The sequence below is a fragment of the Halobacillus sp. ABA4_118 genome, assembly GCF_056160205.1.
Map to the genome: position 1 here is coordinate 488,425 of NZ_JBSWWS010000001.1, position 12,670 is coordinate 501,094.

General features: G+C 46.9%; 13 protein-coding genes. 8 read left to right on the forward strand and 5 right to left on the reverse strand.

From position 1 onward, the window contains the following. Positions 1–21 precede the first annotated feature (21 nt). Positions 22–486, reverse strand: a complete 465-nt coding sequence (smpB, locus tag ACXAGL_RS02590; protein WP_027956362.1) for an SsrA-binding protein SmpB — start codon at positions 484–486, stop codon at positions 22–24. A gap of 159 nt (positions 487–645) precedes the next feature. On the opposite strand from smpB, the gene ACXAGL_RS02595 reads away from it, so the two are divergent. Further along, positions 646–1,518 carry a GNAT family N-acetyltransferase gene (locus tag ACXAGL_RS02595; protein WP_474969355.1) on the forward strand — a complete coding sequence of 291 codons (873 nt, stop codon included), beginning with the start codon at positions 646–648 and terminating at the stop codon, positions 1,516–1,518. Positions 1,519–1,590: 72 nt separating this feature from the next. Continuing rightward, a complete protein-coding gene (locus ACXAGL_RS02600; protein ID WP_474969356.1) occupies positions 1,591–2,010 on the forward strand; it encodes a Thoeris anti-defense Tad2 family protein in 420 nt (139 codons plus the stop codon). A gap of 346 nt (positions 2,011–2,356) precedes the next feature. Here the strand turns inward: ACXAGL_RS02600 and rnr are convergent, their stop codons facing one another. From rnr to secG, 3 genes are all read right to left on the reverse strand, one after another. Then, positions 2,357–4,651, reverse strand: coding sequence for a ribonuclease R (gene rnr / locus ACXAGL_RS02605; RefSeq protein WP_474989662.1), 2,295 nt, complete (start codon positions 4,649–4,651; stop codon positions 2,357–2,359). A 36-nt stretch (positions 4,652–4,687) separates the two neighbouring features. Continuing rightward, the gene (locus ACXAGL_RS02610) at positions 4,688–5,431 is read right to left on the reverse strand and encodes an alpha/beta hydrolase (RefSeq protein WP_474989664.1); all 744 of its coding nucleotides are present in this window, start codon (positions 5,429–5,431) and stop codon (positions 4,688–4,690) included. Between the two features lie 335 nt (positions 5,432–5,766). Then, complete coding sequence (gene secG, locus ACXAGL_RS02615) at positions 5,767–5,997, reverse strand: preprotein translocase subunit SecG (protein ID WP_027956357.1); 231 nt, start codon at positions 5,995–5,997, stop codon at positions 5,767–5,769. A 204-nt stretch (positions 5,998–6,201) separates the two neighbouring features. On the opposite strand from secG, the gene ACXAGL_RS02620 reads away from it, so the two are divergent. From ACXAGL_RS02620 to ytzI, 6 genes are read left to right on the forward strand one after another with little or no spacing between them, the layout of a single operon-like run. Further along, positions 6,202–6,951 carry a DeoR/GlpR family DNA-binding transcription regulator gene (locus tag ACXAGL_RS02620; protein WP_474969359.1) on the forward strand — a complete coding sequence of 250 codons (750 nt, stop codon included), beginning with the start codon at positions 6,202–6,204 and terminating at the stop codon, positions 6,949–6,951. Next, positions 6,948–7,862: a 1-phosphofructokinase gene (gene pfkB, locus ACXAGL_RS02625; RefSeq protein WP_474971078.1), complete on the forward strand. Its 915-nt coding sequence runs from the start codon at positions 6,948–6,950 to the stop codon at positions 7,860–7,862. Before ACXAGL_RS02620 ends, pfkB begins: the two co-directional genes overlap by 4 nt. Before the next feature lie 14 nt (positions 7,863–7,876). Further along, positions 7,877–9,778: a PTS fructose transporter subunit IIABC gene (locus ACXAGL_RS02630; protein ID WP_474989666.1), complete on the forward strand. Its 1,902-nt coding sequence runs from the start codon at positions 7,877–7,879 to the stop codon at positions 9,776–9,778. Positions 9,779–9,835: 57 nt separating this feature from the next. Next, positions 9,836–10,102, forward strand: coding sequence for a phosphocarrier protein HPr (locus ACXAGL_RS02635; protein WP_027956353.1), 267 nt, complete (start codon positions 9,836–9,838; stop codon positions 10,100–10,102). A 4-nt stretch (positions 10,103–10,106) separates the two neighbouring features. Continuing rightward, the gene (ptsP, locus tag ACXAGL_RS02640) at positions 10,107–11,825 is read left to right on the forward strand and encodes a phosphoenolpyruvate--protein phosphotransferase (protein ID WP_474989668.1); all 1,719 of its coding nucleotides are present in this window, start codon (positions 10,107–10,109) and stop codon (positions 11,823–11,825) included. Between the two features lie 54 nt (positions 11,826–11,879). Beyond that, on the forward strand, positions 11,880–12,071 hold the full coding sequence (ytzI, locus tag ACXAGL_RS02645; protein WP_474989670.1) for a YtzI protein: 192 nt from the start codon (positions 11,880–11,882) through the stop codon (positions 12,069–12,071). 13 nt (positions 12,072–12,084) lie between these two features. On the opposite strand, the gene ACXAGL_RS02650 is transcribed toward ytzI, so the two are convergent. Further along, positions 12,085–12,663, reverse strand: a complete 579-nt coding sequence (locus ACXAGL_RS02650; RefSeq protein ID WP_474989672.1) for a nitroreductase family protein — start codon at positions 12,661–12,663, stop codon at positions 12,085–12,087. Positions 12,664–12,670: the final 7 nt, after the last annotated feature.

Here is a 12,670-nt window from a genome sequence, read left to right on the forward strand (position 1 = left end):
ATATTTTTTCAAGGGGCGTGCTTACTTCAAGCTTTCCTTGATTGCGCGGTCAATCTCCCGCTTCTGCTGTTTCTGCTTCAAATCTTCACGCTTATCATATTTCTTCTTCCCTTTACCAAGGCCGATTAAAACTTTAGCGACGCCGTTTTTAATATAGACCTTCAAAGGGACAAGGGAATACCCTTTCTGCTGGGTCTGTCCAATCAACTGGTTGATTTCCTTACGGTGCAGCAGAAGCTTACGCGCCCGTGTAGGATCATGGTTGAAAATATTGCCCTGTTCATATGGTGAAATGTGCATGTTATGCAGATATACTTCTCCTTTATGAATACGGGCGAAGCTGTCCTTTAAGTTCAACCGTCCGTTACGGATCGATTTGATTTCTGTGCCCTGCAGAACCACACCTGCTTCAAATGTTTCTTCGATCGTGTAGTCATGGCGGGCTTTTTTATTCTGAGCCAATGTCTTTCCATTTCCTCTAGGCATAGTGACTTCCTCCTCTGTTACGTCCCTTTATTGTACCACGCCGACTTCGTGGATTCCAACGGATAACCTATTGATGAAAGCGGATGCCTCTCCATAGACTTCCTTATTCGAATTATGAGAATATAAAGGTGGAAAAAGAAGAAGAAAGGGGCAGAATCGATGAATCAGGTGCTCCAGGTCAAAACGCTGACCGTGGATGATATATACAGCCTTCAGGCGATGGAAACAGGCATTGAGGACGATTACGTCGTCCGGATTTTTGAGCGCCTTGTTACCTCTGAAGAGCATAGACTGTTCGGCTTATTCCAAGATAGACGGATGCTCTCTGTAGCCGGCTACAGCTTATTTGGAAAGAAGCAGTTTGCTATGCTGGGGAGGCTCCGCAGTGACCAGCGGTACTTGGCTAAAGGACACGCCACCCACCTTCTCTCCGCCATCATTAACGAATTAACCACCTCCCCCGGCATCCGGTGGCTTGGTGCGAACACACACATCGGAAACCTTCCAGCAAGGAGGGTCCTTGGAAAGCTCGGGCTTGACCAAGGTCCTGTAAGTCATTACCTTACTTTAAAGCGGCCGGATTTTCTCACTGGACACACCAAAGGGAGAGCGTGGAGGACGGTCCATAATCTGGAAGATAAGCGGAAGCTCCTTCAGACGTTAAAAAGCAACGCTCTCGGCACTTTCCCATATGAATGTTATTATCCCTTCCCTTATGATGAAGCCTTTTTCACTGATCAATACCTCGGTGACTCTTCTTTCTATATCAGTCCCGACCACCAGCGGTTCATCATCATCAAAAATGACACAAAGAAATACGATTACTCCCACGTTAAATATTTCTGGGATGATCATTATGAACAGCCCGGCTTTTTCGAAACGGTCCTTAAACACTGGGAACAGAACCCCGGTAATACGGGATGCTGGATCGACTTTTCACCCTTGGGATTTAAAAGTATCCCTGACCTGACTCCCTATGATGTACAGGATCCTTGGATCTTATATGGACAATGGGTGAAAACTTCATTCTAACGGTTGACAGGAAGCGTTTGCAGTCTATAAAATCCATAAGGTGAAAATTTCCACGAGAAAGGACTTATTGCAATGGACTTTATGAAAGCCGCACAAATGTTAGATGAAGGTCATGCTTTGAAACGTCATTCCTGGAAGAACCCTGGATATATTACAAAAGATAAAGAAGGCGTCATTGTCTTTTTTGATCATAACGAACCATCTGTGTATCAGCTTACGGCTGAAGATGCGCTGGCATCTGATTGGGAATCATCTGTAAAAGATAACTGGATGATTGTTTCTGTTTCCCACGATCGAGAATTGATGGAAGGGAAATTGTTCATTTCCTACCACATCCGTTCTGAAAAGGAAGGCCACATTTTGAACAACCATATTGTTCCGCGGGAGGAACTCTCTCAATGGTCCACCTATGTGGATCTGGACCTTGAAGAGTCTGCCCGCCACTTAAACGAAAAAGATGTTGCCAATGTTCAGCACACGTTAAGTGCCTAAACTAAAGACTCGTCTTTTCAGCTTGTAGAGAAGCCTCTGTTTCTTTACAAGCTTTTTTTCTTTCTTACCGCCAGGATCGAAAGCCCCTTTGGGAATTCTTTAACATCAAAAAAGACTCTCCTTCACCTTTTCCCACGCAAGCGGCAACAGCGCAGCCCATCCCGGTCTTGTGAATCAAAAAATGTTCGGTTGTGACACCTGTGGGAACTTCAGCTGTGCGCGGGACAAGCATCCACCGATAAGCGGAACGAGCCCCCCTCCCCACAACATCCGGCCGATTCCAACTGGATGACACAGACTATTTTACATACTGAAAAGACGCGCCTTCCGGCGCGTCTTTTGTACTCTATTTCTTTTTCTTACTTCCTTTTTTAGGAACGCCTTTGTTTCTATAGAAAGGTTTGTTCCCTTTCTGTTTGTTTTTCTTTTTCTCTTTTTCTTTCTTCCGGTCGGGGCCTTTGGATTCAATTTTCTTCGGGCGTTCCGGACGCTTCCGCTCTTTACGCGGCTTCATCCCGTCAATTTCAAAGTCAACGACTCTTTCCTCAATATTGACGTTGGTTACACGTATGGTGACCTCATCACCGATCCGGAACACATTTCCAGTCCGTTCCCCGATCATCGCATACTGCTTCTCATGGAAGTGGTAATAGTCATCAGTCAGAGTACTGACATGAACAAGACCCTCCACCGTGTTCGGCAGCTCGACGAACATGCCGAAGCTGGTGACAGAACTGATGACACCTTCATACTCCTCACCGACTTTATCCTGCATGTATTCGGCTTTCTTCAGGTCATCGGTTTCACGCTCGGCATCAACTGCTGCACGCTCCATTTCCGAGGAGTGGCGGGCGATTTCCGGCATCTGGTCTTTCCAATGCTTCCGCGTTTTGTAATCCACCTTATTCTCTACCAGATACGTCCGGATTAACCGGTGAACGATCAAGTCAGGATAACGGCGGATCGGGGACGTGAAGTGCGTATAATAATCCGTAGCAAGTCCAAAGTGTCCAAGTCCCTGCGGATCATATTTCGCCTGCTGCATGGAGCGGAGCATTAGTTTGGATATGATCATATCCTCCTGCGTCCCCTTCACTTCTTCCAGCACCTTCTGCAGCGCTTGAGGGTGGACACTGTCCGCCGTTCCTTTTACGACGTAGCCCATATTGGCTACAAAGTCGAAGAACGTCTGCAGCTTATCCTCAGCCGGCTCCTGGTGGATACGGTGGATGAATGGGACTTCCATCCAGTGGAAGTGTTCAGCAACCGTTTCGTTCGCTGCAAGCATGAATTCCTCAATGAGACGTTCTGCTACTGAACGCTCACGCAGGCGCACATCAACGGCTTTTCCTTCCTCATCTACGACAACACCCGCTTCTTTGAAGTCAAAATCAATCGCGCCGCGGTCCATCCGTTTACCACGGAGAATCGAAGCAAGGTTTTCCATGTTCTGGAACATCGGAACAAGATCTTTATACTTTTCCATCAAGGCAGGATCTTCGTTCGTTAAGATTTCGTTGACATCTTTATAAGTCATACGCTCGTTTGTTTTGATTACGCTTTGGAAAATCTCATGGGAAACAACTTCCCCTTTTGGACTGATTTCCATTTCACAGGAAAGAGTGAGACGGTCCACCTGAGGGTTGAGTGAGCAGATGCCGTTGGAAAGCCTGTGAGGGATCATCGGAATAACCCGGTCAACAAGGTACACACTTGTAGCCCGCTGTCTGGCTTCCTGATCGATCGCAGAGCCTTCACCGACGTAATAGGTGACATCAGCAATGTGGACGCCAAGGTGATAATTCCCGTTGTCCAGCTGTTTCACCGCAACAGCATCATCCAGATCTTTCGCATCGGCCCCGTCAATCGTTACAATCGTCTCGTCCCGCAGATCTCTGCGGTTCTTGATTTCATCCTCGCTGATCTGGTCAGGCGTTTCTGCTGCCTGTTCCAGGACTTCGTTTGGAAAATCAATTTTTATCCCGTGTTTATGAATGATTGAAAGAATGTCGATTCCCGGATCATTTTTGTGACCGAGGATTTCTACAACCTCTCCTTCGGCGCTCATCCGGTCTTCAGGAAACTTGGTAATATTCACAATAACCTTGTGACCGTCTACAGCTCCGTTGTTCTGGGATTTAGGAATGAAGATATCATTGGGAATCCGCTTATCATCCGCGATGACAAAGCCAAAGTTGCGGCTGGACTCATACGTACCCACGACTCTTGTCGTCGCCCTTTCCAATATACGGATGACGGCACCTTCAGGGCGCGATCCGTCTTCCTTCCGTTTTTCAATACGGACGAAGACTTTATCATTGTTCATCGCTGAATGAAGGTCGGAATGGTGAATATAAACGTCGTCGCTGTCTTCATCATCAGGAATCAGAAAAGCGAACCCCTTCGCATGCATTTGAATGCGGCCGCGGATCAGGTTCATTTTTTCCGGAAGTCCAAAACGGTTCTTCCTCGTTTGGACAAGCTCTCCTTCTTCTTCCAATTCATTTAAGGATTTCATCAATACTTTAAATTCCTCAGAGCTTCCAAGTTCCATCGTATCCTGCAATTCCTGCACAGATAGAGGCTTCGAAGCGGTTTCTTTAAATAAGTTTAAAATCTGCTGTTTTAATTCAGTCGTCAATTGCCTTACCTCCTTTTGAGTGAAGGACCAGACGCGTCAGGACCAGTCAAGGGAATTCAGGAACTGCAGGATATCTTCATGCAGTTCTTCTTTTTCCTTGTCCATCGTAATGACATGTCCGGAATTTTCGTACCATTTGATTTGTTTATCGTCTGTTTCTACCTCTTCGTATATATAATCGGCACTGCTTGTATTGATCATATCATCCTGTGTTCCCTGTACTACGAAGGTCGGCGTATAAATTTGATCAATGTTATCATGTACTTCATTGATTAGTCCGCCAAGTTCTGTGAACATTTCCTTCGATTCATCAAGCAGGTCCTGGATTTCCTTTTCAATGGTCTCTTCATCTTTTCCTTCCAGCTGCTTATACTGACGTGCTTTGAATTCGAACGTTTTCGTCAGCTGTTTCTCGTTATCGAAGAAAACAGGGGAACACATCGTGATCAGACCTTTGACTGGAGCGGAATAAGCGGTTTTCAGTCCCAGAACACCACCAAGGGACAATCCTGCCACAGCGATTTCCTTATATCCGAGTTCCCTCAAGTGATTCAATGCTTCCTGTACATCGCTCCACCAGTCTTCAGGTCTTGCATCAAGCAGAGCTTCAAACTCTCTGCCATGACCGGCATAAATAGGGGCATGGGTGGTGTACCCGTACTTCTGTAAAAACCGGCCCAGCATGCGCACATCGGCAGAGTGGCCGGTGAATCCATGTAATAATAATACCGCACGGTCTCCTCCCTCAAACGTAAATGGCTGAGGTTGTTTGATCTTCATGTTCATTCTCTCCTTACTTCATCTATGTCCTATATTGATAAATTTCATTCTTTTCAGCAATGTATTCTATTTTACCAAAATTACACCGCCCTGGCACATTCTGCGTATCCGTCTGCCGGAAGGGTTAAACCTATATTCAGACTTCCCATCTGGTTCCCTCAACAAACCTCTGCATTTCATAACAGGATTCAAGCAACGATGAGCAGAAAAACCCACGTAAACCTTCCAGGGCATCATTGCAGAAAAAAAACAGCTGCATCCGTATATTTTCCCTTAAAAAAAGAAAAACCACGCATTGTATAAACGCGTGGTTTTTAACGTTCAGCTGTCATCCATTAAACGATATAGCCTGTAAGGAAAGCCAAAACGAAGAACAGGACTCCGGTTACAACGGTCGATCTATGCAGAACAGCGTCGATTCCGCGGGCTTTCTGCTTTCCGAACAACTGCTCAGCTCCACCGGAAATAGCTCCGGACAACCCTGCACTCTTTCCGGATTGTAAAAGTACTAAAACGATAAGTGCGATTGTATCTATGGTCAGCAAAGTGATAACAAGTGTTTCCATGATGTTCGAACACCTCCTAAAGACGTACAAATAACTATTTTAAATGTAGCATAAAAGCCGGAAGCCGGCAAGAACATCCCGTTTCCTTTACTAGAAGGCTCATGATTGGTGTTGATATTTTTTGATTGTTTTTGAAAGAATATGCTTGTTTTTTGAAAGGGCTTTCTTTATAATACAAGTATAAAGATCAAGGAGATGACTCCAATGCTTACACCTGAAAGACACGAGCGGATATTAGAAACAGTCAAAAACAATCAGACCGCATCCATTAAACAGCTCGTCGAAGTTACTCAGGCGTCAGAGTCAACCATCCGCCGCGACCTTGATGAATTGGAAAGACAAGGTCACCTGCGGCGCGTCCACGGCGGGGCATCGATCAAGCAGTCTGCTGCCGATGAACCGGCCATGAAGGACAAGCAGACGAAATTCCAAGAGGAAAAGCGGGCCATCGCTTCCTATGCCGCTTCTTTTGTCAAAGATGGTGATTCGGTTTTTGTTGATGCTGGTTCGACAACTTACGAAATGATTCCTTTTCTAAAACAGAAGGATATTATCGTGGTAACCAATGGTCTGGATCACCTGCTGGCTCTTACAGACCATGGCATTCGAACGTATGTACTCGGTGGACTGGTGAAATCCCGTACGGGGGCTGTTGTAGGAGCAGGAGCTTTACAGAACCTCAAACAGTACCGCTTTGACAACTGCTTCATGGGCGTGAACGGCATTACGCTGGAGGATGGTTTCACAACCCCGGACCCAGAGGAAGCAGCGATTAAGCAGCGGACACTGCAGCTCTCGAGCGAACGATTTATATTAGCCGATCATACCAAGTTCGGGGAAACGTCCTTCACCCAGTTCGCAGCCATACATGAGGCAGATATTATTACAAATGATAATGGCATGACATACACGGACTATGCCGAAAAAACGAATATAAAGGTTGTGACAACATGATTTATACCTGCACGCTGAATCCATCCATTGATTACATCATGCATGTGGATTCATTTGAAGCTGGTGGATTAAACCGAGCCGGGCAGACATTTTTCTACCCTGGAGGAAAAGGCATTAATGTCTCCAGGGTCGTCAACCGGATGGGTGTCCAATCCAGGGCTCTCGGTTTCATCGGTGGTTTCAGCGGTGACTTCATCCGTGATTTCCTTGACGAAGAAGGGGTCCAGCACCAGTTTATGAACACCGGTCAAAAAACAAGGGTAAACGTAAAACTGAAATCTGGAGACGAAACAGAAATCAACGGCCCGGGGCCTGCCTTGTCCGAAGACATGCAGCAGGCACTGCTGGATCAGGTTCAGCAATTGACCAATGAAGACATCTTAGTCCTCGCTGGCAGTGTTCCTTCTTCTCTTCCGGGTGATTATTATGAGCAGATCACGAATATCTGCAGAAGAAATCATACAAAAGTGGTTCTTGATACATCAGGAAAAGCGCTGACACAGATTCTCGGCCAGCCCTTGTTCCTCATGAAGCCGAACCATCATGAACTGGGAGATCTATATAATGTAGAAATCCACACGCCTGAAGATGCTGCATTTTATGGGAAGAAACTCGTAGATCAAGGAGTCGAAAACGTGATCGTTTCCATGGGCGGCCAGGGAGCCGTATATGTGAGCCGCGAAGAACAATGGTATGCCAATGTGCCTGAAGGGACGGTCAAAAACTCGGTAGGAGCCGGTGATTCCGTCGTTGCGGGATTCCTCGCTGCCTATTCAGAAGGAAAGTCCTTGGCAGAGGCCTTCCGATTCGGAGTCGCATCTGGGAGTGCTACAGCGTTTCAGGATGACCTTTGTGAGCAGGAGGATGTTCTTCACCTGCTTGAGCAAATCAACGTATCACCAATTCAATAAAGGAGTGATTCGAAATGAGAATTACTGACTTGTTAACAGAAGAGACGATTGTACTGAACATGTCCGCTTCTTCAAAGCCGGAAGCGATCGATGAATTAGTCGATAAGCTGGATGAAGCCGGCCGTCTAAACGACCGGAATGGCTTTAAGAAAGCGATCGAAGATAGAGAAGGCCAAAGCACAACGGGAATCGGAGATGGAATCGCCATCCCCCATGCGAAAACAAGTGCTGTCCAGAATCCCGCCATTGCATTCGGACGCTCACAGGAAGGCCTTGATTATGAGTCCCTTGATGGCCAGCCGACACATTTATTCTTTATGATTGCTGCATCCGAGGGGGCAAACAACACGCACTTGGAAACACTCTCCCGTCTATCCTCTTTCCTGATGGATAATACATTCCGTGAGCAGTTGGAAGCCGCTCAGACGAAAGAGGAAATCATTGCAGCGATTAATGCGAAAGAAGCCGAGGACGAGGAGCCTGAAGAGGAGACCAACGATCAGCCTTCCGGAAAAATCCTGGCCGTCACCGCGTGTCCGACTGGAATTGCCCACACGTACATGGCTGCTGATAAGCTGAAAGCTACAGCGAAGGAAATGGGCGTACCGATTAAAGTACAGACGAACGGATCCAGCGGTGTAAAAAACCGTTTGACGAAAGAAGACATCGCTGACGCTGCAGCTATTATTGTAGCTGCTGATACAAAGGTGGATATGGAAGATTTCCATGGGAAGCATGTCATTGAAGTGCCTGTAGCCAAAGCGATTCACGAGCCGAAGGAACTGATCAATAAAGCCTTGAATCAGGATGCTCCTGTGTTTCAGGGAAGTGGAGGCAGCTCCAAGGAAGCCTCCAGTGAAAAAGGCCAGCGGACTGGCTTTTACAAGCATCTAATGAATGGTGTTTCCAACATGCTCCCATTCGTTGTCGGAGGGGGAATCCTGATTGCGATCTCCTTCTTCTGGGGAATCAACTCAGCCGACCCGAACAGTGCTGAATACAACCGATTCGCTGAAATGCTCAGCATTATCGGCGGCGGCAATGCCTTCTTCCTGCTCGTCCCTGTACTGGCCGGCTTTATCGCATCCAGTATTGCGGACAGACCTGGTTTTGCTCCTGGTATGGTCGGTGGTTTGATTGCCATTACACAGACCGTCGAAGGTGCAGGAAATGGCTCCGGTTTCTTAGGTGGACTTATTGCTGGTTTCCTTGCTGGTTATTTAACACTTGGCGTGAAGAAAATGCTTGAAGGCCTGCCTGCTGTTATGGACGGCTTGAAAACAGTCCTGCTTTATCCTGTGTTCGCCATCTTCGGTACAGGTATGATTATGCTTTTGATCAACCCGGCTTTAACAAGCGTTTACACGTGGTTGTTTGATCTTCTGGATTCCATGAGCGGTTCCAACCTCGCTCTGCTCGGATTGATTGTCGGCGGCATGATGGCGGTCGATATGGGCGGCCCTGTCAACAAAGCGGCCTACACATTCGGCATTGCAGCGCTTGATGCCGGGAACTATACGTTTATTGCTGCTGCAATGGCTGGTGGCATGGTTCCACCACTTGCTATGGGACTTGCCACAACATTCTTCAAAAATAAATTCACGAAAGAAGAACGCGAAACAGGTAAGGCCGCTTATCCACTCGGTGCTTTCTTCATTACAGAAGGAGCGATTCCGTTCGCAGCTGCCGATCCGGCTCGTGTCATTCCATCCATGGTAGCCGGAAGTGCGCTCACCGGTATGCTGACAATGTTGTTCGGTATCGGTCTCCGCGCCCCGCACGGCGGTATTATCGTAGCTCCACTTGTTGAAGGTGGAATCGGACAAATCCTTCTTTATCTGCTGGCTATTATTGCCGGGTCAATTCTTTCTGCAATTGTCGTAGGATTCTTGAAAAAAGACCTCCAAAAGGCTTAAAATAAGAAAGTTAGGGTAATTCAATAACAACCAATTTTTATAAGGAGGATATCTATTATGGTAGAAAAAACTTTTACAATTACATCTGCTGATGGTGTACACGCTCGTCCTGCGACCGTTCTAGTCCAGAACGCCGGGAAGTACGAGTCTGATATTAATCTTCACTACAAAGAAAAATCCGTTAATCTGAAGTCCATCATGGGCATCATGAGTCTTGGGATTCCAGCTAATGCCGAAGTGAAAATCACGGCAGAAGGCAGTGACGAACAGGAAGCGATCGATCACTTGGAAACAACAATGAAGAATGAAAGCTTGGGGGAATAACAGCATGACACAGCTTCAAGGTATTGCAGCTTCCAGCGGTATTGCCATCGCAAAAGTCTACCGTCTGGAAGCTCCGGACCTTTCTTTCGATAAAAAGAAAGTAGAAGATCCGGAACAAGAGATCTCCCGTCTTCAAGATGCGCTTGAGATCTCAAAAACAGAACTTGAAAAAATCAAGGCCCATACAAAAAAATCACTTGGTGATGAGCATGCAGAAATTTTCTCAGCCCACCTGCTCGTTCTTAGTGATCCAGAATTGATCCAGCCGATTGAAGACAAAATTAAAAATGATAACGTTAACGCAGAAGCCGCTCTTTCCGAAACAGCGAATATGTTCATCGACATGTTCAAGAACATGGACAATGAGTATATGCGCGAACGCGCTGCTGACATCAATGATGTAACGAAACGTGTAATGGCTCACCTGCTTGGCGTTACGTTCCCGGATCCTGCACTTATCAATGAAGAAGTTGTCATTGTAGCGGATGATCTGACACCTTCCGATACCGCTCAGTTGAACAAACAGTTCGTTAAAGGGTTCACAACAGATATTGGTGGACGTACATCCCACTCAGCCATTATGGCCCGCTCTCTTGAAATCCCGGCCGTTGTCGGTACAAAAGAGATCACGGCCAAAGCTGGGAAGGATATCATGATTATTGTAGACGGCATCAACGGCGACGTCATCGTTGATCCATCTGAAGAACAGATTTCTACTTACCAACAGAAGCAGGAAGACTTCGAGAAGCAGAAACAGGAGTGGGCGAAGCTGAAAGACGAGCCTACCCTCACCTCTGAAGGAGAGCACGTGGAGCTTGTAGCCAACATTGGTACGCCGGAAGACGTTGAAGGTGTCCTGAACAACGGCGGGGAAGGTGTCGGCCTTTACCGTACAGAATTCCTATACATGGGCAAGAGCCAGCTCCCTACGGAAGAAGAGCAGTTTGAAGCCTACTCCTCAGTACTGAAACAAATGGGTGACCAGCCTGTTGTCGTCCGTACGCTTGATATCGGTGGAGATAAGGAGCTTTCCTACCTTGATCTTCCTGAAGAAATGAACCCGTTCCTTGGGTACCGCGCAATCCGTCTGTGCCTGGAGCGTGATGATATCTTCCGTGTTCAACTGCGTGCATTGCTGCGTGCGAGTGTCCACGGAAACTTGAAGATCATGTTCCCAATGATCGCTACTCTTGATGAGTTCCGTCAAGCTAAATCGATCCTTGAAGAAGAGCGTGCCAATCTGACAAGCGAAGGGTATGACATTGCTGATGGCATTGAAATCGGTATGATGGTGGAAATTCCAGCGACAGCTGTCATTGCCCGTCAGTTCGCTAAAGAAGTGGATTTCTTCAGTATTGGAACCAATGACCTGATTCAATATACAATGGCTGCCGACCGTATGAACGAACGCGTGTCCTACTTGTATCAGCCATACAACCCGGCGATTCTGAATCTGATCAACAACGTCATCGAAGCTGCGCACGCAGAAGGCAAATGGGCCGGTATGTGCGGAGAGATGGCCGGCGATGAGATTGCCATCCCGATCCTGCTTGGGCTAGGCCTGGATGAGTTCAGCATGAGTGCCACGTCCATCCTTCCTGCCCGTACACAGATCAAGGATCTGTCCAAGAAAGAACTCGCTGCTAATAAAGACGAAATTCTTTCTATGGGTACCGCCGAAGAAGTCGTTGCCTTCATTAAAGAAAAAACACAGATGAAGTAATTTTCCTCAAAGGATGGGGGACAATAAAACCGACCAGTTGTGAATGACCCTGCCATGACAAAGAAGAAAGTGGTGAAGCTTTTGACTTTCGCAGTCATTATGATTGTCTGTATTGGTATTGTCTTAGGCATTGCCGCATTGTTCGGAATGGCTGTTCATAAAGGTTATGAATATAACCATACCATCGACCCTCTGCCTGAGGATAAAGAAGCTGTACAACCAGCAAAAAAAGCTGACACCCGCTAGGGTGTCAGCTTTTTTATGTTCGAATAACCTTCATTTTATCTCCAATATCTGTGCGCTGTTTCGCTTTAGGGATCCGCTTTGGATAGCCGATCTGAAGCACAGAGACCAGTTTATAGAAAGATGGATCCACACCTACCCCCTTTGCAAACTCTGGATCGTGAAGGTAAGGACTGGTCGTCCAGAGTACGCCTACACCAGCTTCCCAGGCAATCAGCTGGACATTTTGAATATACGCACATACGGCTGCATAGTCTTCTTCGAACTTGCGCTCATCTTCGTCCTTCGGCATGTAAATGAGAGCGTGGTGTGGAATCTGCAGAAGAAAATCACCAATCCCCTTTTTCAACTGCCGGGATTTCTCTTCATCATAGCCTTCAAAGAACCCTTGACGTTCATAGCTGTCGAGCACAGCCTCTGCGTAACGTTCTTTTCCCTGTTCCTGGTAAAGATGAACATTCCACGGCTCTTTCATCCGATGGGTCGGCGCCCATGCCGCTGTACGGAAAATATTTTTCAACACCTCTTCATCCACAAGTTCCGGTTTATATTCGTGAATCGAACGGCGTTTTTTCACCGCTTCCACTAATTCCATCTTCCTC